The organism is Streptomyces sp. NBC_00442 (assembly GCF_036014195.1).
In the GTDB taxonomy this organism is placed as follows: domain Bacteria; phylum Actinomycetota; class Actinomycetes; order Streptomycetales; family Streptomycetaceae; genus Streptomyces.
The window spans coordinates 7,651,433-7,674,281 of the sequence record NZ_CP107918.1; the positions used below are offsets into that span (position 1 = coordinate 7,651,433).

Below are 22,849 nucleotides of genomic sequence, written 5' to 3' on the forward strand. Positions count from 1 at the left end.
GAACGGTACGCGCCGAACGCCCCACGGACACAGGAGCCGGCGAGTACGTTGGCGTGTCATGCGGATCACGAAGTACACCCACGCCTGCGTACGGCTTGAACACGATGGCCGCGTGCTGGTCATCGATCCAGGAACGTGGAGCGAGCCGGCTGCCCTGGCCGGTGCGGACGCTGTGCTGGTGACTCACGAACACACCGACCACATCGATGTCCTGCGCCTGGCCGGGCTCGGCGTGCCGGTCTACGCCCCTGCCGAAGCGAACATCCCGCGAGTCGAGGTGACCGGGGTGTCCTCCGGTGTGGGGTTCACCGCCGGAGGCTTTCGCGTACGGGCGGTCGGCGGTCGTCACGCGTCCATCCACGCTGGCCGACCGGACTGCGCGAACCTCGGCTACATTCTCGACGAGGCGATCTACCACCCCGGAGACTCGCTGCACGTGCCCGACGAACCGATCGAGACGCTCCTGGTTCCGGTCCAAGGGTCGTGGATGAAGACGGCGGAGGCGATCGACTTCGTCAGGGCGATCGCGCCTCAGCGGGCGTTCGCCATACACGACGCCCAACTCAACGAACGCGGCCTCAGCAGCGTCAACGGCTGGCTCGCCGAGGAGACCAACAGCGGTTACCGGTACCTGAGTCCTGGCGAATCGGCCTGAGGTGAGTGACGTCGAGGTGGAGGTGCGGCACGGCAGGGGAGTGGAGGGCGACTACGAACTGCTGGCCCCAGCACCGGATCAGGACGTTGTGGTCAAGTCCCGCAGGCCGGTGCTGCTGCGACAGGCGCTCAGGAGTCGGCGATGGCGGCGAACAGGGCCGCGGCGCGGGCGATCACCGCGCGGTCCTCGGCGTCGAGGGCGTCCAGGCGCGCGTCGAGCCAGGCGTTGCGCCGCGCCTGTGCGGCACCGCCGAGCCGATCGCCCTCCTCGGTGACGCTGAAAAGCACCCTACGGCGGTCGTCCGCGTCGCGAGAGCGTACGGCGTAACCGGCCGAGGTCAGGCGGTTCACCGTCTGGCTCATCGAGGCGGGCGAGACCCCGCCGCGCTCGCTCAGGGCGGTCAGCGTCTGCGGCCCGCGCTTGTGCAGATGGACGAGTACGTCCAGGGCGACATCGCCCAGCTCCCCGTCGGGCCGCTCGCTGCGGAAGCGGCGGAACAAACTCCACACGGCAGAGCGCACCTGTCCGCCGAGGTCGCGTTCCGCGATATCGGCGGCGGACCGCTCGATCGCGTGGTCATCGTCTGTTGCGTCCTTCTCCATAGCTGATTAGTGTACCTAAAGAATTGTTACGTATACCTAATCAATGACCGACAGAATGACCGACAGGGAGCTGCCCCAGCCATGCCCGCGAACCCCCTCGGTGTCGCCCTGCGCAACCGACGAGCCGGCCAGCACACCCTCGTCTGGGCCCGTCCGGACCTGCGAGCCCCCGACAACCTCACGCTGACCAGCCCCGCCTTCGACCACGGCGCCCCCATCCCGGCCCGGCACCGCGGCCGCGTGTTCGGCGCGAACGTCTCGCCGGCCCTGGCCTGGACCTCGCCGCCGACGGGCACCGTCGAGCTCGCGCTCATCGTGCAGGACCCCGACGTCCCCTTTGGTAAGCCGGCCACGCACGGGCTCGCGCTCGGCATCGCGCCGACCCTGACCGGCATCGCGGAGAACGCCCTCACGAACCCCAGCCCCGTGCCCGGCCTCCGGCTCGGCAAGGGCCCGCTCGGGCGCCGCGGCTACGCCGGGCCCATGCCGATCCGGTCACACGGCCCCCACGCCTACGTCTTCCAGCTCTTCGCCCTGTCCCGGGCCACAGACCTGCCGGACGGCTTCTCCCTCGACCACATGCTCACCGCCCTCGCGGGCCATGTCCTCGGACGAGCGCGGCTCGATGGGACCTACGAGATCTCCTGAGCGACACTGGCAGCGAGCGGCGGAGGCCGGAGGAGTGTTCAAATCCCTTGGGCAACAGCGCAGTTGAGGTGGTTGGGGCTTCGAGAAGGGACGAAGCCCTGCTGACTGGGGCACGTCGGACAGTAAGCGCCATCTGATTACCGACGTTACCGGCCTCCCGCTCGCGGTCACGCCGACCGGCGGCGACAGCAACGACGTCACCCAGCTCATGCCGCTACTCGAAGCGGTCCCGCCGGTGCGGGGCAGGCGCGGCAGGCCCCGACGCCGACCGACGTGGTGCTCGGCGACCGTGGCTACGACCACGACAAGGACGATCGCCTCGTCCGGGCGCTCGGCGTGAAGCCGGTGATCGCCCGACGCGTTACCGAACACGGCGCCCGCCTCGGCACACAACGCCGTTTCGGGGAGCGTGCGTTCGCCCCCCTGCACCGGCTCCGCCGCCAGTCAGCGCAGTCGGCTCTTGTCGGCCGTGCGCGCAACACCGTACGCCCATAGGACCAGCGGGAGTTGCAGGGGGAGCCGACCGAGTGCCGCTGCCCGAAGTACCGGCTCGCGGTCGCGCCAGTCGTAGGCCATCTTGACGTTGGCGGGGGAGACCGCCACGAAGAATGCCGCTGTGGCCAGCGCGGCGGGCCGCCGCGTCCTGGGCGCCGCCACGCCTGCGGCGAGGGCGAGTTCCACGGCCGCGCTGGCATACGTCCACAGGCGGGGTGTGCCCGGCAAGGCGCGCGGCACCATCGCGTCGAACAGGCCCGGACGCGCCACGTGCGCGACCCCGGCGCCGACGAGGAGGCCCGCCAGCAGCCGGTGTGAAGACAGAGAGGAAGCCACAGCATCTCCTGGAGATGTCGCTCGGACAGCCTGACGGAACCTGACAGTAACTTACGGTCGCGAACCAAGGCGCTGCTCGCCGGGTTGCTGCCGTGCGAGGCCTTCGCGGCGGGCGGTCGCCGCTTCTGGCCGTCGGCGGGGCTGATCGACGAGGGAACCTCCGGGGGAACCATGTCTCCCTTCGTGCATGGATCACCAGCGCTCGGGCACTCGCCTGAACCAGCTCAGCCACGAAGAGAACCAGGAGATCTGATGATCCGCACTGCCGTGACCTGCGACAGCGAGAGCTGCCTCGCCCTGTACCTGGAGCCGGAAGAGCTGCCGGAGGGCGCTCGGCTCGAGGAAGTGATCACGGAGGCCGGCTGGGTCCTGCGGCAGGCGGACAGGGCCCTCCCGGGGAATCCGGCCGCCTCCGATGTGCTCGCTCATATCTGTCCCGCCTGCGAGGCAGGACGGGGCCCGGTAAGGGAGCGCGGGGACTGCCCCACGTGCGGTGGCTCGACCAAGGACCTGGAATCAGGGTCCACCTGTCAGTACTGCAGGAGGGTTTTCCCTCGCCTTGCCGACAGGTGGTGCTGACTCCCACGTGGCACAGCGCTGACACCAGGGCAGGACCGTATCCTCCCCGAACGCGGCTTCTCCCAGGGGTGCTCGATCGATGGATCCTGTGCAGGCAGCCGGAGAGCTGACGCCCAAGGGGTGTTTTTGTCCGACGGGAGCACGGGAGCAACTGATCCAGGGTCTGACGACGCTGGATGAGTGCACGGGGGTGGTGGGCGGGACGCCGTCCAGTGCGGATGTGGTCACGCCGCCTGGGGGCTCTTTCGTGGCGCGTTATGACGGTTTCGCGCCGCCGCAGGGGAAGGCGGCGGGGTTTTCCATCGCGGTTCTGGAGGAGTGAGCTTGCTCTGCGGTGGTCCTGCGTCGGCGAGTTGCTGCTCGTCGGCGCGGGGCTGTCCGGGGGACTTGGGCCGGGGCGTGCGTCGTCGTCCGGTGGCGGGTGGGCGGGTATTGGGGAGGGGGTGTGGCAGGGAGGAGTCGTGACGGAGCGACGTTGCCCCACCCCGTTTTCCTGCGGTGAGACGGTTCCTGTAGTTGCCGGCAGGGGCGGTGCTGCGGATGTCTTTGTCCAAGAAGGAGATGTTCGACCGGATCCGGCGTGACAGCTGGCAGCGGCAGCTGTCGATCCGTGCTCTGTCGAAGAAGTACGGCGTTCACCGCCGCCTCGTACGGAAAGCACTCTCCTCGCCGGTTCCCACACCTCGCCGCCGAGCGGTGAGGACGTCACCTCGCTTGGAGCCGTACAAGAAGATCGCATGGAGCCGTACAAGAAGACGGTCGACGCCTGGCTGCGGGCCGATATGGAAGCTCCACGAACCGGTGGAGTCAGGGAAGGTCGGCTGCTTCGATGCCGGCGCGCGCAGCTGCTGGGCCCGTCGGTGACGCCGGGGGGTCCGGCGTCCTTGATCAGAGCGGTGACGTGGGCCAGGAGGCGGGTGGCGCGCTGGTCGACGCCGTCCAGGAGCTGGTGCGCGAGGGCGGGTTCGTCGTCGGCCGCCGGCCCCAAAAGACGTTCGACACCCGGTAGCCGAGCCGGCACGAGGACTTGGCCGACGATGTCCGCGGCCCGGCGGAGCTCGCGGAGTGGGCAGGGGGCAGGTATCGCCTAGCTGCTCGCCGCCACGCCTGCGGGCACCGTCCACGGACTCGGCGTCGACGACATCGTCCAGGCCGAGATCGCCGCCGACGCCGAGGCCGCCGCCGCCCGGGAAGCCATGCTGTGCGAAGCCGCCGGCCTCCACGGTTACGCCCGACCGGCCAAGCTCATCACCGCGGCACCGGTCCGAGCAACTGATCTCTCCGGAGGCATTGAACGCGCCCATGCCATGCACTACGAGGCGTCAGCGACGAGGGGTGTCCCGGGAATCTCTGGGAGTTCGGTGGCCGCGGCGCGATTTCCTGGAGGCGCGGTTCCCGTGCGCGGATGCCGCGCCGCGGCCACGTGATGCCCGTACCCGCGATCCGGAACGTGATGACCCCCATCCCCCAAGTGAGGGGACGCAGCAAACAGGTGGGGGCCCCGCGCCGAAGCGCGGGGCCCCCACCTGATGATCGATTGAGCCCGGCCTACCAGCGGTACCAGCGGCCGCTTCCTCCCTTGGGACGGGCGATGAACCCGACCAGCCACACGACGAGCACGATGATCGCGATCCACCACAGGGCCTTGAGTGCGAAACCCGCACCGAAGAGGATCAGAGCCAGCAGAAGAACGAGAAGCAGGGGAACCATAGTTATCAACCTCCGAGCCATCGAATGCCCCGGCTTTCCTCGCCGACACGGCTCCAACACAATTGTTTACAAGATTCTTATCCGGGAATTCGGTTGCGTCCCTTCCCGCGCCTGAGGCCCCGTCAAGGTGCGCGCGCCCGCTGTGATCCCCGGCCTGCCGTGCCCGGCCCGGCACGGCTGAGCCCTTGGCAGCCTTGCCCGGCACCACGGTCCTGGATCTGGACCTCTCGGCCGCGCTGACCGTCGCTCGGGAAGAAACCGGCGAACAAGGCGACCGGCCGCCGCCGCGGTCGCGTAGTGCACGTACCCAAGTCGGCTGCGCATGGGAGGCCGACGCCCGGCAGGCGCCGGCCTCTGGCTGTCCGGGGACCGAGCCGGCACAGCGGCGGCCGGTGGAGCGTCGACTTCCGGCCGGGGGGTTTGCGTCACGTCTCGACTGGCCCTGGCCTGCGGCGGGACAGTGGCCTGCTGGTTCGGAGCCAATTGGAGCACGGCGTTCTGGCCTGTACTGGTGCGCATGGGTCGGGAGATACGGGGAAGGACAGGCGTTTCTGTCGGATGTCCGTGTGAGTGTGTGTCGCCTCCGGGGGCCGGTGGGGCCGCCGAGTTCAACTTTCCGTGGGGGGAAGCTGATGCATACATCCACGTCTGGCGTGCCCGCAGGACGCGCGAGATCCCGCAGCCGCGTATCGGTAGTCGCAGCGCTCACTGTGGCCGCCCTCGCCGGCACAGCTCTGCCGTCCCTGGCCTCGCCCGCCGCCCCGCATGCGGCGGGTTCGGCATGGGGCAAGAAGACGGACATCGCGGTGCCGCCCCTGGCCGGCGGCACCAACACCGCCCCCGCCTCCAAGCGGGCCACCCCGCAGGACGCGGCCCGCAAGGCCTGGCACACCCGCCAACGGGCCCGCCCCTCCAGCCCCGCGACCAGCACCCAGGCGAAGGCCCGTGCCCAACTGTCAGCCGGGACTCCTCCCCAGGGGCAGGGCGATGTTCCTTGGCACCAGTTCCACGACCTGCGGCTGTCGAAGTCGGTGGCGGTGAAGGTCGACTACTCGACCGGCAACCTCCTGGTCGCGGCCACCGACTTCGACATCGCGGGTGTCGCGGGCAACCTGACCTGGACCCGCACCTACAACTCCCTCGACGCCCCGTGGGGCGCGGTCTCCAACGCCTGGTGGCTCGGCTACGAGCGTTACCTCGACACCGACCCGGCCACCTCCGTCGACCTCTACGACCAGTCCGGCGCGAGGGTCTCCTTCACGAAGAACGCGGACGGCAGCTTCACCACCCCGGCCGGCTACTCGCTGGACCTGAAGAAGAACAGCGACAACACCTACACGCTCACCGACCGCACGTCCGGGTCGAAGGACACCTACGACCAGTACGGCAGCCTGACCCGCATCGCCGACCGCAACGGCAACCACCAGAGCGTGGAACGCGACCGCGACGCCGACAACGCCGTCACCGGACTCAAGGTCACCGACGACGCCTCCGGCCGCTCCATCACCCTGGAGCGCCAGGACGCCGCGCACTGGAACGCCCACGACAGCAGCGGCCGCACGGTCAAGTACCACCTGGACAGCGGCGGCCGGATCGACGAGACCACGGACGCCGAGGGCAACGTCACCAAGTGCAACTATGACGCGGACGGCCGCCTGACCAAGATCACCACCTCCGAGAGCCGGGCGATCCTGTTCGGCTACGACGACCAGAACCGCCTCACCTCCTACAAGCAGTTCCACGAGGAGGGCGGCTCGGGCGACGGCGAGCCCACCTGGACGCTCGCCTACTCGGCGGCGACCCCGTACGCGTCGGGCACGACCACCGTCACCGACCCGCTGAAGAAGTCCACGACGTACGAGCACAACGGTGACGGCGAGGTCACCAAGGTCACCGACCCGCTCAAGCACTCCCGCAGCAAGACCTACACCAAGCACCTCACCCAGACCGCGACCGATGCGCTCGGCACGGGGAACACGCCGGGCAACGTGACGACGTACGGCTGGGACAACCGCAACAACCCCACCTCCGCCAAGCTGCCCACGGGCGCGGTGGCGTCGTTCACGCCGTGGCTGAACAAGGCCGGCATGGACGTCCCGGACTCCTTCACCACCCCCGACAACACCAAGTCGTCGTACGCGTACGACGCGGTGGGGAACACAACGTCGGTCGCGGTGTCCGGTACGGGCGGCTCCACGACGAGCTCGACGTACAACCCGTCGACGCCGACGTGCGGCGGCTTCGTCGGCCAGCGCTGCACGATCAAGGACGCTCGCGGCAAGGTCACCAGCTTCACCTACGACGACCACGGCAACCTCACCAAGTCCGCGCCGCCCGCCCCGCAGGGCGCGACGACCGCGACGTACGACGAACTGGGCCGCCCCAGGACGGTCACCGACGGACGCGGGGTGACGTCGACGTACACGTACGACAACCTCGACGAGGTCCGCAAGGTGGCCACGAGCGGCGGCCTGACGGTGACGTACGTGTACGACATGGACGGCAACCTCACCCAGCGCACCGACCGGACCGGCACGGTCAAGCACGTCTACGACGGCCTGGGCCGGGAAACCGTCCGCACCCTCCAGGACGACTCCCAGTCGGTGCTGACCTACACCGCCGACGGCAACGTCGACACCTACGCCGACCCGGCCGGCACCACCGACTACACCTGGGACGACGCCGACCGCCTGACCGTCCTCAAGGCCCCCGACGGCCAGAAGACGACCTACGAGTACGACTACAACGACCACCGCACCAGCACCACCTACCCCGGCAACACCGTCCAGAGCGTGACCCTGGACGCCGACGGCAAGCCCAGGACCATCAAGGCGACGTCCCCCAAGGGCACCCTCGTCGACCTGGCCTACACGTACACCTACCGCCCGACCGGGGCGAGCGCGGACAAGAACGGCGTCAAGATCTACACCCGCACCGACAACCTCGACGCCACCCACCACAAGACCACCTACAACTACGACGGCGCAGGCCGCCTCTCTGCCGCCCAGGACACCAACAGCGCCGGTGCGGACGCGAGTTGGGTGAGCTACTGCCTGGACCCGTCAGGCAACATGCTCGCCAAACCCGCATCCGCGCCGCCGTACTGCCCCTCGATCGGTTACGGCTACAACGACCCGGGCCAGCTCGTCACGCGCAGCATGAACCCGGCCGGCTGGTCCTACGACGCCAACGGCAACGAGACGGCCGCCAACCCCAGCGAAGGCCCAGCTCGGACCGGCGAGACGTGGAACGACTTCGGCCAGCTGACGTCCGTCACAGCCGGATCGACCACATACCCCGTGGAGAACGCCGACACAGGAAACGCTGAGCGGATCCGCATCGGTGACACCTGGTTCCACCAGACCCAGACCGGACTCGCCGGCTCCACAACCGGCGGCCAGGACACGGGATTTGTCCGCGAACCGTCGGGAACCCTCAACTCCATGACGCGGGACGGAAAGAGCTCCTACTACCTCACCGACGCCACCGGCAACGTCCTCGGCCTCGTCGATGCCACCGGAACCCGCGTCAACAGCTACTCCTACACACCCACCGGCCAGCCCCGCACCACCACCGAGCAGACCACGCAGCCCTACCGCTACGCCGGCACCTACCTCGACCCCACCGGCCTCTACAAAATGGGCGCCCGCTACTACGACCCCAACCTCGCCCGCTTCACCACCACCGACCCCGCGGGCAAGGAGCAGAACGCCTACCTGTACGCAGGCGGAGACCCGATCAACTACATCGACCCCGCCGGTACGAGCCTGCTCGGATGCATCGGGGCGGGCTTCTCCGTACTCGGTGGGGCTATCTCACTTGGTGGTGGAATAGCCGGTGCCATCAGCTCGGGCGGACTCAGCACACCAGCATCCGTGGCGGCCATCGGCAGCGGAATTGGACTCATCGGGACGGGTATCGGAATGTTCGCCGCCTGCACGTCCTAACTGACAGGAAGACAAACATGCTCGCACGGCTGGTGTGGATCGGAATTGCTCTGGGATGTCTCGGAATTCTCCTCTTCCTCCTCGACGTCTTAATCTCACGCTGACCGCTCCCGGGCGAGGGAGCTCCGGATCGGCGCGCGAGATACACAGTCGGAGCGATCCGGGCTGAACAGCACCACCGCGGCGCTGTTCGAAGAGCAGGTGTGTCTGGTCCTGCCTGGGCCAGGCACACCCTTCGCTGCGTCAGCACGGGGCAAGGCTCGTGACGTGGACCGCGACCTGCGGCGGCTTTCAGGGCCAGGAGAAGAACCCCTACCTGTACGCCGAAGGTGACCCCGTCAACGGCATCGACCCCAACGGTCGCTCCTCGCGGGGAATCAGCGTCGTAGTGTGCGCCTTCGGTGGCTGCCTCGGTGGGGCGTCAGCGTCACCGACGACGGGGCGATCCCTCAGCCTCTCTGCGGGGGCAGGTGTTCCTGGTGCGAGTGGAGGATACGAGGCGAACGCCGGCGACGCGTCGGCAGGTCGGGCTGGTGAAGTGGAGTGCTGCGCCGGTTTCTACCGTGCCTCGGCGAGTACCGAGGGGGAGACCGTCGCAGGCGCCAGTACGGAGTACAGCGCCGAGCCGGGATGCTCAGCGAAGATCAAGAAGACTTGGTGGCGAGAGGAGTACAGCGATGCATGCGCTGCAACTAGCCGCTCCCGGGGGAGGACCCGATGGCCCCCCGTGGCTCGGAATAGCGTTCGGTGCGGTGGTAGTTGTCGGCATCGTTTTCTTTGCGATCAGCCTCGCGCGGGGCCGCGGGAAATAGGTCGACAAGAAGGAGGGTGCTCCGTTTCCACGGACACCCTCCTTCCTTGCTCCGGACTTCCCCAGCGGGGCTTGCCCAGACCCGAGCCGTGGGCAACGCCGCGACGAGCGGCTTGATTCCACGCCTCCACAGCAGGCGGCGGTGCTTGTCGAAGTCGAAGCCCTGGTCGGCGACCAACGTACGTGGCCGTGTGCGCGGGCGTCCGCGCAGGCCCCGGATCGGTGGGATCGCGTCCAGGAGCCGTAGGAGCTGCGTAACCAAAGCCATGACAGCTCATTGCGAAACCACCAGTAAGGCGACCCCGTCAACCCTTACACCGAGCGGTGGCATGACCGCGCACCGGGCGGACGTCACGTCGCCGTGGTGCCCGGCCGCAGGGCGAGGCCAGAGCCCCCAGAGGCACGACGCCTCGCGTACCGCCACCATCAGCGTCCTCGCAGCAGTGCGCAGCTTGTCACCCGAGCGGTGGGAGGCGAGGATGTCCGCACTGGTCAACCGACGTCGACTGTGAAAATCGCTGTCCGAGTGCCGGAGCACGGTGATAGACATCCGGAGTGCAAGACACTCTTGAGTTCCCGGACCTGTTGCGACTGATCGATGAACGGTCTGCCGCCTTCCGCTCCGTGGTCGCCGCCGCGTCCACCCTCGATGTGCAGGTGCCCAGCTGCCCCGGGTGGACCCTGTTCGATCTGGTGAAGCACCTGGGTGGGGGAGACCGTTTCTGGGCCGCCATCGTCGGCGCGGGGTCTGCCGACGCTCCGCCGGCCGAGGCCGTCGCCGCGCGCGCCGCGCTGGAAGTGCCGCAGGAGCGTGAGGCCCTGCTGGCCTGGCTGGACGCGTCGACGCGGCTTCTGCTGGGCGCCCTGCGCGCGGCGGGACCGGAGAGCGGCTGCTGGACGTGGTGGCCCGCGTCGCAGTCACCGCAGACCGCCGGCGGCACCGCCCGGCACCGGGTCCAGGAGACCGCGGTGCACACCTACGACGCCCAGCTCGCCGGGGGCGCCCCGCAGCCACTGCCGGTCGGGCTGGCGCTCGACGGTGTGGAGGAGTTCCTGTTCACCGTCTGCGCAACGCCGAGTGCCTGGCCGCACAAGCCCACGGCCTTCGACTTCCACGCCGCCGAGGGCCGCTCCTGGCGCCTCGCCGTCGACGGTGACGGCGCCCGCACCACCCGCATCCCCGCGGCCGCCGCCGCGACCGGCGAAGACTCGGACGCAGCCGGCGCCTCCGTCCACGGCACAGCCAGTGAGCTGGTCCTCTACCTGTACGACCGGCTCCAGGCCGCCTCCTTGCACGTTGACGGAGACGCAGGGCTGCTCGACCTGCTCCGCGCCTGGGAGCCGGAGGAGAAGTAGGACGTAGCGGGGGCGGTTGGCCCAGCCCCGAGCCGGTAAGTGGTTGCTGTCGTTCCGGTCTTGAGGTGCGTGTCGGACGGGAGTCCCGATCGGGTGATCGCTGCGGGGCACAGGGACAGGGCCCGGTTGTCGGAGCCAAGAGCCGTGCCGAGAGGCCCTGTTGTCGTATGTGTACGCGTTCGCGCCGATGGAGTTCAACTCGGTTGCCCCGTCGGGTGATGGTGTCGCTCACCGGTTCGGGAACGTTCTTCCGCCGCTGGTGCGACCACGGCCTGGTCAAGGAGTTCCACGCCCGCCCGCGCGCTCGGCTGCCGCAGCGGGCGGCCCGGTACGAACAGTCCACGGTCGGCGTGATCGATTCGCAGTCTGTGAAAGCGGGGATTCGACGGGGCAAGCTCATCAACGTCCATGATCTTGAGCCATCGCGATGAGGACGACGCTGAACAGGGACAATGCGATGTGGACGGTGTCCTCGGCACGGAGGGTCGGATACCTTTCCGGCTGCGGGAATTGTGTCGCCCGGCGTGTCGCTCGCTCCGGACGGTCAGCCGGACGATGTCTCGACTGTCACTCCGACGCAATGGTGCCGAAGCCGGGCGGCTAGGAGTTCCATCTCGACGAACGTGCCCACGAGGCTGGTCGTCTTCAACTCGTCCGCCAGGGACCGCGCCTGTGCCAGTGATAGGCCGTGCACCTCTCGAAGAGCACGAAGGACGGGCACTCCACTCGCCTCGGGCGCTGTCAGCCGGAGCCGGGCGGGTCCGTGTTCCGCCAAGAGGGCCTGGCGGATCCCCTCGGGAGCTGCGTCACCGAAGTCCTGCTCGCACCAGGCGGCGGGGCAGGACTGGCAGGCCCCCTCGGTTCCCCACCACAGGCGTCCACCCTCGATGGACTGGCCGGTGTCGAGAATCAGCACACCGCCGCAGCCCACGCATTGTGTCGTGATCTTCACACCCTGACTGATCACCGTGCTCCTCAACGTCGGACCTTGGCCCGGACAGTGCCGTGACAGCGGCCCCCGTCGACCGCGAATCCCCGCCGACCTCCCGGGGTGGCTGCCGGACGAGCTGCGGTCGCGATGCCGGTGTATCAGCTTCTCATCACGGGCCGATCGCCCTTGCCGCTGGTGACGTCGCCGTGGCGCGGATGCCGCAGACGTCGGCCGTGCGGCGTTCGCCCAACGCCAGGGCCAAGGGCTGCCGGAGCTCGCGGCTCTCCGACCTCAGCTGCCGGTTGCGCGCGGTGGCGGCCTCCGGGCGCCGCAGCAGGGATGCCTCGGAGGCCCGCTGTCGATCGGGGACCGGGCGGGCAGCGGGGACGGGGCGGTGCCGGACTCGCAGACGTTCGATCTCGGCTCGCAGGTCCGGCTGGTTGTAGAGCCAGGACGCCCGCCGGACTCTCCGACGACCGGCTCCACACACCTGTCGAACCGCTTGGCTGGTCGCCGCTCGATCTGGTCCAGCACCTCAGCCGGGTTGAACACCGACGGCTGCGATGGGGGTTTGGCGCCGAAGACGTCATCGCCTATCCACCCGGTGGAGACGCTCAGGAGTGGACGCCGTTGGACGGGAAGGAATGCGCACCAGAACACTCCATCCCCTTCCCGCAACACGGTCGTTCCACGCCGTAGGGCGACGACGTGCGGCACCGCCCGATACCACCTGTGACGGCACGTCCGATCCTGACATGCGCGAGGCCCGGCATCCCCGGCGGACAACCGCCGTGAACGCCGGGCCTTCGGCTGTCACGTTGCCCAGGTCGCGGGCGTGCCGTCTTCGTCGGGGCTGGGGATGCCGGCGGGCGGTCGCGACGGCCGATGGGCGCCAGGCTCGATGCCCGGACTGTTTCGACCCGTAGGACGAGTCGTCGTCGACGGAGACACGAACGTGCCGACGGGGCGCCGCGCGAGAACTTTGGCGGCCACCCGGCCCGGCCCCTCGGACGGTACCCGGGCCGGTGCGTCGGCCTGGACGGGCGCGTCAGAAGGTGAGCTTCCAGCTGTTGAGGTAGCCGGTGTCCTGCGGACCCTTGTCCTGGAGCTTCAGCTTCCAGGTGCCGTTGGCGACCTCCGACGACGCGTCCACGGTGTACGTCGTGTTGATGTTGGGCGTGGAGTCGGACGAGGAGTTGTGCAGCCGGTAGGAGCGTCCGCTCGGGCCGATCAGGTCGATGACCAGGTCACCGCTGTACGTGTGGACGACGTTGACGGCGACCTTCAGCGTGGCGGGGGCGTTGCCGGCGCGGCCGGAGACGGTGATCGAGGACGTCACGGCGGCCCCGGGCGAGTCCGGGATGCTGAGGTCCGTGGTGTTCTCGAAGGAGCTGCCCGGGTCGGGCGGGGTGGTGCCCCCGCCGGCGGCCAGCTGCCACAGGGCGTACGCGATGGCATCGCTGTTGTGGTCCAGGGCCGTGGTGTCGATGTTGGAGCTGGTGTCGCAGGAGGCGTGGTAGCAGGCGTCGAACTCCTGACCCACCGAGCCGCCCCACTTCTGCGCCTGCGCGGACGTCTTGGTGTAGTCCGCGCCGGAGAACAGACCGCCGACGGGGATGCCCGCGTTCTTGAACGGGGCGTGATCGGAGCGGCCGTCGCCCTCCGTCTCGATCTCGGTGGGGATGGAGAGGGTGGCGAAGTAGTCCTTGAAGACCTTCTCCAGGGTGGGGTCGTCGTCGTAGACGAAGTAGCCCGGGTTCGGCGAGCCGATCATGTCGAAGTTCAGATAGCCCGAGATCTTCGCCCGGTCACCGCTCGCCAGGGAGTTGACGTAGTACCGCGAGCCGACCATGCCCAGCTCCTCGGCGCCCCACCAGGCGAACCTGAGGTGCTTGTCGGGCTTGAGCTGGGCGCGTGAGACGGCGAGCGCGGTCTCCAGGATGCCGGCCGAGCCGGAGCCGTTGTCGTTGATGCCGGGGCCCGCGGTGACGGAGTCGAGGTGGGCGCCCGCCATCACGGTCTGGGAGGTGTCGCCGCCCGGCCAGTCGGCGATCAGGTTGTAGCCGGTCGCGCCCGAGGAGCTGAACTGCTGGACGGAGGTGGTGAACCCGGCCGCGTCCAGCTTGCCCTTCACATAGTCGAGCGAGGCCCGGTAGCCGGACCGGCCGTGCGCCCGGTTGCCGCCGTTGGCGTTGGCTATCTGCTGCAACTGGGCCAGGTGCGCCTTGACGTTGGCGACGGGTATGTCGGGCGCGGCGACGGCCGAGGGACTCGCGGCGGCCGGGGCCGCCGGGGCGGCCTGGACGGTCGGTGCGAGGAGTCCGACGGCGAGCGTGGCGGTGGCCAGCGCCGCGCCCGCGGCCAGGGTGCGTGGGGAGTGCGAGGGATGCCAGGAGTGCATGGGGGGCTCCGTGTTCCGTTCGGGGATGGGGACGGAAACGCGAGCCCGATGGTCAAGGAGAGGTACAGGGGTCGTCAAGAACGTTAATCGGCCAGGGCTGTTCCCTTTCCGGACGCTCAAGGAAAGCTGAACGGGAGACCAACTCGTTCCAAATGGAGCCCAATTGGGGTATGTCTGCCGAGGCCCGCCACGACCCGGGGGTGAGGCGGGCGGAGGGGGGGCGGTCGTCCCGACGGGCCGTCGAGGAATGGTGCGCCGGTCGTGCACGAGTCTGTGCCTCGGCTGTGTCCCTGCTGTGCCTGGGCCGCGCCTTCGCCCTGCGGCCGGCGTCACGGCCGGGTCATTGCACGCAGGACTCCATGCCCTCCGGGGCCGGTCGTCACGGTGAACTCCCCCCTGGCCTGCTTGACTTGGCGTAGAACCGTCGTGTCGAGGGCAGCGAGCCCGGCCACCGCCGCCTCCCGCTCGCCGGGTGCCGCGTGGAGATCGATGTGCAACCGGTTTTCGACGGTCTTGGGCCTCCGTGACCCCGCTGGAACAGGATGCGGCGGCCCGGCCCGGAGCCGCGCTCGGGGTCGTAGGGGTCGTTCAGATACCGGACGGCGACCAGATCTCGCCAGACGAAGCGGCCGTGGTGTCCGAGGGTGAGTTCCGCGTGGCCCTGCCGCCCCGCGGGCCGTCGAGACCGTCGTAACTCGGCACGCAGGTAGGCCAGTTGCTTGTGTCCCGGTATCACGAAGTGCAGCCGGAACCTGCGAAAATGGACGCCTTCCGCCCATTCCTCACCGGCTGGCTCGCCGTGTACGGCGTCCCGGTCCTGGTGGCCCGGGGCTTCGGCTCCCCGTCCTACGCCGACATCTTCCGCGACCGCGTCACCACCGGCCCGAGGGAAGCGGTGCTGCTGACGATTTTCGGGGCATCGGCCCGCATGTCGTCGTACTGCGACTGTGTTCGTAGGAGGGGCTGGAGACGGGTCATCCAGGCAGTGTGGGCCTGGGCCCATTCCTGCGGACATTTGGTTGCGCGTGCGGAGGGGAGGTGGCCGCTGGTGGCGAGGTCTTTGTTGTGGTCGGGGGCGGCGCCGTAGAGGTAGCAGAGGTGGTTGACTGCGCGCACCGGGTTGGGGGAGTGCTCGTCTCTGGTGTCGGTTGCGTCGTCCGTGGTGGAGAGTTCGTAGGCTTCGGCGGCGGTGCGGAGCTGGCGCTCGCCGGGGAGGCCGGTGCGCAGGAGCATGAGGGCGGCGAACTGGTCGGCGGCGTCTTCTTCCTGGCGGTTGGTGAGAGGCAGGTCCAAGAGGTCGGTGAGGGCGTGGGCGGCTTCGTGGTAGAGGGTTTCGGCGGCGATGGCGGCGGCTTCGTCGTCGGCTGGGTGCCGTCCGGCGTTCTGGAAGAGTGCGCGGTCTTCGGTCGTGTCGTCGTAGCAGAGGTCGATGGTGCGGGTCTGCGGGTCGTAGGCGGACCCTTCGCCGTTGCAGGAGCGGCCGGCCACGGTTATCTGCTGGTTCAGGGTGAGCAGGGTGTTGAGGGCGTGTGCGGCGGCCGCGGCGGTATTTCGGTCGCGGAGGAAGAAGGCGGACGGGCGGTCGGCCGGGGTGGGTTCCTCGTAGCGGATCGTGAAGCCGATCCCGCTGGGATGGGCGGGTTCGGGGGTGCGCGGGTCGCTGCCGTTCGTGGTGCAGGAAAGCAGGAGCGTCGCACTCAGTCCTGCTCCGAGGACGTGCCGTATGCCTCGTGGTGCCATGAGCGCATTGTCGGGCACGGGCTTGAGGTCCTCTACCGGCCCTTCTGTTTTGGGGAGTTGGCTGCGGTGGGGTGGCTGTCGCATCGGGTGAAGATGTTTGTGCACCCTTCGGCTCCGTGCGGGTCGAGGGTGTTGAGGCGCCAGGCGATGAGGCCGGTGGTGCTGGCTTCGCGGGGGCGATGGTGGCGGTGAAGGGCGGGCCGGCGGGGATGTCGATCCGTTGGGCCTCGGGGCCCGCGGCGTAGCTGTCGCAGGTGATGTCGAGGCGGTAGGGCTTGCTGCCTGAGGTGTCGAAGGGGTTTGTTCATGCCGGAGGCGACGTGGGGGCGTTGCGGTCTATGACGGGGAGGGTGGTGTCGTCGGTGTCCACGGCACGATCGGCGCGCTGGAGCGCGTCGTCTGGTTCCCACCCTCGTCTGGTTCCCACCCTCGTCTGGTTTGTGCTGCTGGTGGGGGAGTTGTCGCTGGCGCGCCGCCGCCGTTGAGCGCCGTGGTTGTGAACAGGAGCGCGGCGCCGGGGCCGACCTCGTTTGCCCCGTACCGGTGGCCCCGCTTGTAGGAGCGGGAGGAGTCCGGTGCCGCGGGGCGTGCCCACCTGCCCCGGTTGATTGTGCGCACGGTACGTCCGAACCGGATGCGTTCAGCAACGCGAGATGGTCATGGCGGGGCCGCCGGGTATCGCCATGAGGGGGCGGGGCCGGGCGTACGGCGGTGTGCCCACCAGCAGGCCGGGGTGCCCGGGGCGACGCGACGCCTGCCCATGGCCAAAAAGTGCCCCGGCCTTCGGCCACGGCGCGGGCATGTGTGTTCTCAAGGGGCGGGCTCGTCGAGTGCGGAAAGGCCATCCTCCCAGCGCCTGCGCCGCTCATCCGCGCTCTGCTCCCACCAAGGGGTGCCGCGCTCCCCGAGAGCGACTTTCGCACGCTGCACACGCCTTCGGGCGTTCCGTACCGCCGCATCGTCCCCACGTGAGAGTGCCGCACGCACTGAACGCCGGGCTGCCATGAGGTGCTTGCGAAGTTGGGACGCGATGTTCTCGGGGAGTATCGGATCGGTCGCCCGCCACTTGCGCCCATCGATGACCACGAAGTGCCCGTCAGGGGTGTGCTCAGGGCTCCGGTTTGTTGACATACGACCGATTGTGCCGGGCCGGCCTCGGCCCTACCAGGTGAAACGGGGGCACGGGTCGCGGGCACGGGTCGCCAGGCGGTGCCGGCGCCGGCGACCTGCACGGATCTGGCCGAACATGGCGCGCGTACTACTGCGTCGCGAAGTCCGGGCTCGGGGGCCCGTGCCGCTGCCACGTCCGGAGCCGTCCGGAGCCGTCCGGAGCCGTCCGGAGCCATCGGGCGCCACGGGGACACGTTCCCCGTTTCCCACTCCTGGGAGGAGACGGGAAACGGGCTTCGCCCTCGACATCTACTTCTCCGGCAACCCGGGGGAGTGTACGTACGTCGGCGACAACTGGAACAACAGGATCCGGTCCGCCCGCACGGAGGTCGCCACCCGCAGGGTCGAACTGTGGGACAACTACAACTACAACTGCACCGGCGGCGCGATCATCATCGACGGATCCGGCTACAGCAGCATCGGATCGTGGGTCAGCGCCTACCGCGTCATCAACGGACAGCGTCCGCGCCGCACCGGCCCCCGGCCGGCCGAGGGCGGTGCGAGGTCATTGCTTCCGTCACCCTCGAGGGCAGCTCCGCCCGTGCCGCAGGCCCCAGTTGACGGTCGAAGGCCTCTGCCAGGTCGCGAAGAATTCCCGGTGCTACGTCACGCCGCCGGCGGCCGGCCTTGGCCGGCTTGATGAGGGTGCTGGTGGCCACCGCCTCTGCGGGGAGAGCTCCTGCGGGCGGTCCGCCAGGCTCTCGGCACCCCGAAGGACGTCGCCAGGACCGAAGGCGGCGTGCTTCGGCCGCCACCGGCAGGGCGCACTGGCAGGGTCGCTCTCACGGTCGGTGTCCATGGCGCAGGGAGGGTCCAAGACCGCGAGCGCGGGGCCGCGTCCCCGCGCTGGGGAGTGAGTCACCGCCGCCGGCGCGGCAGCCGCGACTCCCGGAGGCCGCAGGGTTCAGCCGTGGACCGTGACACCCAGCTGGTCCGCCACGGTGGTGAGGGCCGCGCCCAGCGGGAGAGCCACGCGCGTGACGGCGTGCTGGTCGCCCCGGGTCGGATCGCGGTTGATGATCAGCACCGGACGGCCGGCCTCGGCCGCCTGGCGGACGAAGCGGAGGCCGGACATCACTGTCAGGGAGGAGCCCAGGACCAGCAGTGCGGACGCCTCGCGGACCATCGTGCGGCAGCGTTCGACGCGCTGGGGCGGCACGGTCTCGCCGAAGAACACCACGTCGGGCTTGAGGATGCCGTCGCACACCGCGCAGGACACCACGCGGAAGTCCTGGACCTGCTCGTCGGTGAGGTCGGCGTCACCGTCCGGGTTCATGGCCGCCGCCACCGGCTCGAAGCCCGCGTTCGCCTCCTCCAGCCTCTCCGCCAGCACGCGGCGTGGGCCGAAGGCGCCGCAGGAGAGGCAGACGACCCGGTCGAGGCTGCCGTGGAGCTCAACGACGTCCTCGGTGCCCGCGGCCTGGTGCAGGCCGTCGACGTTCTGGGTGATCACACCCGAGAGCAGGCCGCGCCGTGCGAAGGCGGCCACGGCCCGGTGCCCGGTGTTCGGGCGAGCCCGGCCGAAGGTGCGCCAGCCGAGGTGGCTGCGGGCCCAGTACCGGCGCCGGGCCTGAGCGCTCGCTGTGAAGTCCTGGTACGTCATCGGAGTGTGCCGGCTCAGGCTCCCGCCCTCGCCGCGGTAGTCCGGGATGCCCGACTCCGTCGAGAGGCCCGCCCCGCTGAGCACCAGCACGCCGCCGTCGCTCAGCGCATCGGTGACCGGCCCCAGATCCGTGGTTCCCGGCGAGAGCTCCGCGGTGGGGGTCCAGCTCAGAGTGGGACGCATGCGCATGCGTCCCAGGGTACGGAACGGGCCGCGATCGCCGGAGGCACCCGTGGGTGGCGCCGCGACGATCAGGGTCGCCCCATCGCTGCTCGGCGTTGCCGAGCGTGACGGTCGTCATCCCGTTCGAGGTGCGCAGCCAGTTCCTTGACCGTGGGGTTGCGGGCGAGCGGGGGAGCGGGGGAGCGGGGGACGCTCCTCGGCCTGTGCGAACCCGGAGCGCCGATTCCGAAGGCGACGAGCCATCGCGGTTGCGGCCCCACGACAGCGATTCGACGGAGAGGGCGGCGTCGCATTCCGGCCCGGCCCGCGGCCCCGTGCAGGCCGAACCTCAGAGCAGCCGGTGCATGGGGCCAACACCACCAAGACCCAGGCAGCCGCCTTGTTCGGCGTATGCGTCGGGCGATATCGGGGCCACGGGCCGGACTCATGCCAGTCCGCCCGTCGCCCGCAGGTTCTGGCCGGTGATCCACCCTCCCTCCGTACTCGTGAGGAACGCGACGACATGCGGTCCGGCGGCGCCGGCCGCCGCTCGATGCCGATCGTCGGATCCACTCGATCCAACCCTGGCGCTGCCACCAGCCGATAGCCGTGCGTGCGATGGACAACTCCCGGTTGACGGCGTCGGCGTCCATCTCGTCCGCCCGCGCCGCCGCCAGCTCGGCCAGCACCTCGGGCGGCGTCGGGGCACCGTTGGCGGCGACGGGGAAGATGGGCGGCTTCGCGCCCCGGCGGGCGGGTCCGGGCGGCGCCGGTTCACCGATGAGCATCCACCCTCAGGTCGTCGGCGAGATCCGGTAGATACGTGCGGAGGACTTCGCGATGCCCGCGCCGGTGAGGGAGCGCTCGACCGCCGCGGTGTACGACGCGGGAGGGGCGGACATGGGCACGACACGGGCGCGCGGCAACCGCAATGCGTCCCCCGCTCCCGGGTTCGGTCACCGGTCGATCGTCATGCCCTCTCCGCCCTCCCGGTGCTGCCGCAGTGAATGCGTACACCCCACCCCGGCGGCCGGGAATGCCCCGCCACAGGTCGCGACGATCACCGTACGGCTCCGTCGCGGTAAAACCGGCGTTTACTGTGGCACTGCCGCGGGCCGTTGCAGCAACCGCAGAACTGAACGTCACGTAGCGCTGCACGGCACCTGGCCGTCGCTATTACGAGGGCTCCCGGCCCCGGCCCTCAGCCTTTGCCGAAGTGCACCGCGGGGAAGGCGCCCGCTGCTCTGAGGGTCCGGGAGAAGCCGCCGGCCAGTTCGGTGAGGCGTGCGGTGGCGGCCGGGCCGAGGTGGTCGTACGGGGCGGCGTCGAGGCGGTCGGTGAGTACCTCGGTCTCGCCGCGCAAGGTCGCGCCCGCCTGCGTGAGGTCGCCTGACTCGTTCAACAGGCCGCGGTCGCGCAACTGGTCCCGGGCGGTGTCCCACTGCTGCGCGGACCACCCGCGCGTCCGCATGAACAGTGCCGATGTCGGTGCCGTGCCGGTGGCGTTGTGCAGGACCAGCGCCTCGATGCCGGACAGGCCGGCGATCGTCAGGGCGGCGAGGTGGCCGTCACCCCGGTGCTCGCGCAGCAGCGTCGCGGCGTGCCACAGAGCCAGGTGCGGTTGTTCGGGTACCGGGAGGTCGGCGTTGGCGGCGTACAGCGGCCGTGCCTCCCGGCGGCAGGCTTCGGTGGCGCGCAGCGCCAGCTCGGCCGCCTCGGTCATTTCCGTGGACGTGAAGGTCTCCTTGCCGAGCAGCCGCTGCAGCATCCGGTCCGCGCCGCGCAGCCGTGCCGTGAGCACTTCCTCCGGCGTCGTGACGCTCCACGCGGCGGGGATGTACCGCTGCACATGCTCGTGGTTGAAGTTGTAGAACGTTGCTGTGACGGTGCCCGCATCGACGGCCCCGAGCGGTGCCGCGCGGCCCGCGAGGTAGACCATGGCTCCGCGTTCCAGCCCGAGCGCCGCGAGCTCGTCCGTCGGCTCCGGCGCGAAGTACCCGGATGCGTGCAGCGGGCTGACGGCGTTGTGGCAGTGGCGGCCTGGGCTCGCCTCGAAAGTAGTCATGCTGTGGCTCCGGTTTCGGCGATCAGGTGCGGTAGTGCGGCCAGGCAGGCAGGGGGCATCAGGCTTCGTCCGTGGGTTCGTGATGGGAGCACTCGGTCAGTCCGGCCGCGGTCTGGGTGAGGTGCTGGGTCAAGACCTGGGCCCCGGTGTCGGCGTCACGGGCGAGTACCGCCTCCTCCAGGCGGCGGTGCTCGGCGGCGCCGTCCCGGTCCGGGTTGCGGTGCGCCGACCAACGGCGGGCCAGCTCGCTCGCGGTCCACATCCGGTCGAAGGTCTCCAGCAGGACGAGGTTGCCGCAGCCCTCCAGCAGCGTGCGGTGGAAGAGGCGGTGGGCTTCGGCCCAGGCGCTGCTGTAGTGCTCGCCCTCCTCCGCCAGGTACGCCGGGGTGCGGGTCAGACGGTGGTGGGAGGCTCGTACGCGGGCTTCCCAGTCCACGTCGCCGCGCTCGATGGACATGCGCAGCATGACCGGTTCGATGGTCCGGCGGGCCTCCGCGATCTCCTGCCAGCGGCGGTCGGAGTAGGCCGGAACGGCGAAGCCGCGGTTGGGCAGGCGGTTGGCGAGGCCCTCGCCGACCAGCCGCACGAGTGCCTCGCGTACGACGGCCAGGCTCACGCCCTGCTCTTTCGCGAGGTCCTGGGGTTTGAGGGCATCACCGGGGGCGTGGTCCCCGCGCATGATCGCGTCCCGCAGGTGTGTGTAGACCTGCTCGGAGAGCATCTGCTTCCCCGCCGAGGGTGAAGTGTGAGTCGTCTGGGTCATACCTTCCACAATAGACGATCCAAGGAATAATCAATTATCGATGTTATGGTCGATCTCGTCGGTGAGCGGAAGCCGTGACCGCGTCGCCTGCTGGCGCCACTACGGCGGGACCTCCGCCGGCCGCGTCACCACCACCCCACAGCACACCTGAGAGGCACGACACCATGAGCTCCAACGACCCCTTTGCCCGCCTCCCCGAGGCGACCGCTTTCACCGTTGTCAGCACCACCGTCGCCGACGGCGCCCCCTGGTCGATCGAGCAGTACTCCGGTCTCTCAGGCGTTCCCGGCGGGAAGGACCTATCCCCGCACCTTTCTTGGAGCGGCGCCCCGGAAGGCACCAAGAGCTACGCCGTCACGGTCTACGACCCCGACGCCCCCACCGGGTCCGGGTTCTGGCACTGGGCGGTCGCCGACATCCCCGCCACCGTCACCGAATTGCCCACAGGTGCCGGCGACGACACCGGCTCGGGCCTGCCCGAAGGCGCGTTGCAGCTGCCCAACGACGCCCGTGCGGCCCGTTTCATCGGCGCCGCCCCGCCGGCTGGACACGGCCCGCACCGCTACTTCACCGTGGTGCATGCCCTCGACGTCGAGTCCATCGGCGTCCCCGCCGACGCCACCCCGGCCGCCCTCGGCTTCACCATGGCCGGCCACATCCTGGGGCGCGCGGTCCTGACAGCCACCGCGGAAACTCTCGCCTGAAGAACGGCCATAAGGCCCGCCCCGAGCGCAATCGGGCCCTCCATCCGGTCAACGTCCGATGGAGGCGCTGAGGACCGCGGCGAACCGGCTGGTCACTTGCCACGCCTACCTCGTCCCGCTGGTCACCAGCCCGGAGGCCGGCCACGAAGGGCGTCCGAAGCTGCAGGAAGC

Annotated in this window: 16 protein-coding genes and 1 pseudogene; 7 read left to right on the top strand and 10 right to left on the bottom strand. The window is 69.7% G+C overall.

All coding sequences use genetic code 11. The annotated features are described in order from the left end of the window. Positions 1-58: 58 nt before the first annotated feature. Entirely contained in the window at positions 59-655 is a 597-nt protein-coding gene (locus tag OG432_RS34565; RefSeq protein WP_328314899.1) for an MBL fold metallo-hydrolase, read from the top strand. Between the two features lie 128 nt (positions 656-783). On the opposite strand, the gene OG432_RS34570 is transcribed toward OG432_RS34565, so the two are convergent. Beyond that, positions 784-1,257: a MarR family winged helix-turn-helix transcriptional regulator gene (locus OG432_RS34570; RefSeq protein WP_328314900.1), complete on the bottom strand. Its 474-nt coding sequence runs from the start codon at positions 1,255-1,257 to the stop codon at positions 784-786. 81 nt (positions 1,258-1,338) lie between these two features. On the opposite strand from OG432_RS34570, the gene OG432_RS34575 reads away from it, so the two are divergent. Then, positions 1,339-1,905 carry a YbhB/YbcL family Raf kinase inhibitor-like protein gene (locus OG432_RS34575; RefSeq protein ID WP_328314901.1) on the top strand — a complete coding sequence of 189 codons (567 nt, stop codon included), beginning with the start codon at positions 1,339-1,341 and terminating at the stop codon, positions 1,903-1,905. A gap of 444 nt (positions 1,906-2,349) precedes the next feature. On the opposite strand, the gene OG432_RS34585 is transcribed toward OG432_RS34575, so the two are convergent. After that, the gene (locus tag OG432_RS34585) at positions 2,350-2,736 is read right to left on the bottom strand and encodes a DoxX family protein (protein WP_328314902.1); all 387 of its coding nucleotides are present in this window, start codon (positions 2,734-2,736) and stop codon (positions 2,350-2,352) included. Between the two features lie 658 nt (positions 2,737-3,394). Between OG432_RS34585 and OG432_RS34590 the strand changes: the two genes are divergently transcribed. Then, positions 3,395-3,637 carry a hypothetical protein gene (locus tag OG432_RS34590; protein ID WP_328314903.1) on the top strand — a complete coding sequence of 81 codons (243 nt, stop codon included), beginning with the start codon at positions 3,395-3,397 and terminating at the stop codon, positions 3,635-3,637. A gap of 1,226 nt (positions 3,638-4,863) precedes the next feature. Here OG432_RS34590 and OG432_RS34595 read toward each other — a convergent pair. Continuing rightward, positions 4,864-5,025 carry a hydrophobic protein gene (locus OG432_RS34595; protein WP_267054796.1) on the bottom strand — a complete coding sequence of 54 codons (162 nt, stop codon included), beginning with the start codon at positions 5,023-5,025 and terminating at the stop codon, positions 4,864-4,866. 710 nt (positions 5,026-5,735) lie between these two features. On the opposite strand from OG432_RS34595, the gene OG432_RS34600 reads away from it, so the two are divergent. Then, positions 5,736-8,972 (top strand): RHS repeat-associated core domain-containing protein, encoded by a 3,237-nt coding sequence (locus OG432_RS34600; RefSeq protein WP_328314904.1) that lies wholly within the window; start codon positions 5,736-5,738, stop codon positions 8,970-8,972. A gap of 873 nt (positions 8,973-9,845) precedes the next feature. On the opposite strand, the pseudogene OG432_RS34605 reads toward OG432_RS34600, so the two are convergent. After that, positions 9,846-10,042, bottom strand: a pseudogene (locus tag OG432_RS34605) (IS5/IS1182 family transposase); the annotation flags it as partial. 296 nt (positions 10,043-10,338) lie between these two features. Here OG432_RS34605 and OG432_RS34610 point away from each other — a divergent pair. Both OG432_RS34610 and OG432_RS34615 read left to right on the top strand, forming a co-directional pair. Next, positions 10,339-11,139 (top strand): maleylpyruvate isomerase family mycothiol-dependent enzyme, encoded by an 801-nt coding sequence (locus OG432_RS34610; protein ID WP_328314905.1) that lies wholly within the window; start codon positions 10,339-10,341, stop codon positions 11,137-11,139. Between the two features lie 218 nt (positions 11,140-11,357). After that, on the top strand, positions 11,358-11,570 hold the full coding sequence (locus tag OG432_RS34615) for a hypothetical protein (protein ID WP_328314906.1): 213 nt from the start codon (positions 11,358-11,360) through the stop codon (positions 11,568-11,570). A 113-nt stretch (positions 11,571-11,683) separates the two neighbouring features. Here OG432_RS34615 and OG432_RS34620 read toward each other — a convergent pair whose 3' ends face one another. The 6 genes from OG432_RS34620 to OG432_RS34650 all read right to left on the bottom strand — a co-directional run bounded on the left by OG432_RS34620 (position 11,684) and on the right by OG432_RS34650 (position 21,974). Beyond that, on the bottom strand, positions 11,684-12,106 hold the full coding sequence (locus tag OG432_RS34620) for a hypothetical protein (RefSeq protein WP_328314907.1): 423 nt from the start codon (positions 12,104-12,106) through the stop codon (positions 11,684-11,686). 1,012 nt (positions 12,107-13,118) lie between these two features. Then, positions 13,119-14,471 carry a M20/M25/M40 family metallo-hydrolase gene (locus OG432_RS34625; protein WP_328314908.1) on the bottom strand — a complete coding sequence of 451 codons (1,353 nt, stop codon included), beginning with the start codon at positions 14,469-14,471 and terminating at the stop codon, positions 13,119-13,121. A gap of 846 nt (positions 14,472-15,317) precedes the next feature. Next, a complete protein-coding gene (locus OG432_RS34630; protein ID WP_328314909.1) occupies positions 15,318-16,211 on the bottom strand; it encodes a DUF4344 domain-containing metallopeptidase in 894 nt (297 codons plus the stop codon). Between the two features lie 2,074 nt (positions 16,212-18,285). Next, entirely contained in the window at positions 18,286-19,173 is an 888-nt protein-coding gene (locus tag OG432_RS34640) for an NAD-dependent protein deacetylase (RefSeq protein WP_328314911.1), read from the bottom strand. A gap of 1,174 nt (positions 19,174-20,347) precedes the next feature. Then, on the bottom strand, positions 20,348-21,211 hold the full coding sequence (locus tag OG432_RS34645) for an SCO6745 family protein (RefSeq protein ID WP_328314912.1): 864 nt from the start codon (positions 21,209-21,211) through the stop codon (positions 20,348-20,350). Positions 21,212-21,269: 58 nt separating this feature from the next. Beyond that, positions 21,270-21,974, bottom strand: a complete 705-nt coding sequence (locus tag OG432_RS34650; RefSeq protein WP_328314913.1) for a GntR family transcriptional regulator — start codon at positions 21,972-21,974, stop codon at positions 21,270-21,272. Between the two features lie 164 nt (positions 21,975-22,138). Here OG432_RS34650 and OG432_RS34655 point away from each other — a divergent pair, with 164 nt between their 5' ends. Next, on the top strand, positions 22,139-22,678 hold the full coding sequence (locus OG432_RS34655; protein WP_328314914.1) for a YbhB/YbcL family Raf kinase inhibitor-like protein: 540 nt from the start codon (positions 22,139-22,141) through the stop codon (positions 22,676-22,678). Positions 22,679-22,849 lie beyond the last annotated feature (171 nt).

What these genes read in the sequence shown, in the direction of transcription:
- OG432_RS34650 (WP_328314913.1), bottom strand. Translation starts at nt 21,974, where the DNA reads ATGACCCAGACGACTCACACTTCACCCTCGGCGGGGAAGCAGATGCTC.
- OG432_RS34640 (WP_328314911.1), bottom strand. Translation starts at nt 19,173, where the DNA reads ATGCGCATGCGTCCCACTCTGAGCTGGACCCCCACCGCGGAGCTCTCG.
- OG432_RS34570 (WP_328314900.1), bottom strand. Translation starts at nt 1,257, where the DNA reads ATGGAGAAGGACGCAACAGACGATGACCACGCGATCGAGCGGTCCGCC.
- OG432_RS34630 (WP_328314909.1), bottom strand. Translation starts at nt 16,211, where the DNA reads ATGGCACCACGAGGCATACGGCACGTCCTCGGAGCAGGACTGAGTGCG.
- OG432_RS34565 (WP_328314899.1), top strand. Translation starts at nt 59, where the DNA reads ATGCGGATCACGAAGTACACCCACGCCTGCGTACGGCTTGAACACGAT.
- OG432_RS34645 (WP_328314912.1), bottom strand. Translation starts at nt 21,211, where the DNA reads ATGACTACTTTCGAGGCGAGCCCAGGCCGCCACTGCCACAACGCCGTC.
- OG432_RS34595 (WP_267054796.1), bottom strand. Translation starts at nt 5,025, where the DNA reads ATGGTTCCCCTGCTTCTCGTTCTTCTGCTGGCTCTGATCCTCTTCGGT.
- OG432_RS34625 (WP_328314908.1), bottom strand. Translation starts at nt 14,471, where the DNA reads ATGCACTCCTGGCATCCCTCGCACTCCCCACGCACCCTGGCCGCGGGC.
- OG432_RS34590 (WP_328314903.1), top strand. Translation starts at nt 3,395, where the DNA reads ATGGATCCTGTGCAGGCAGCCGGAGAGCTGACGCCCAAGGGGTGTTTT.
- OG432_RS34615 (WP_328314906.1), top strand. Translation starts at nt 11,358, where the DNA reads ATGGTGTCGCTCACCGGTTCGGGAACGTTCTTCCGCCGCTGGTGCGAC.
- OG432_RS34575 (WP_328314901.1), top strand. Translation starts at nt 1,339, where the DNA reads ATGCCCGCGAACCCCCTCGGTGTCGCCCTGCGCAACCGACGAGCCGGC.
- OG432_RS34655 (WP_328314914.1), top strand. Translation starts at nt 22,139, where the DNA reads ATGAGCTCCAACGACCCCTTTGCCCGCCTCCCCGAGGCGACCGCTTTC.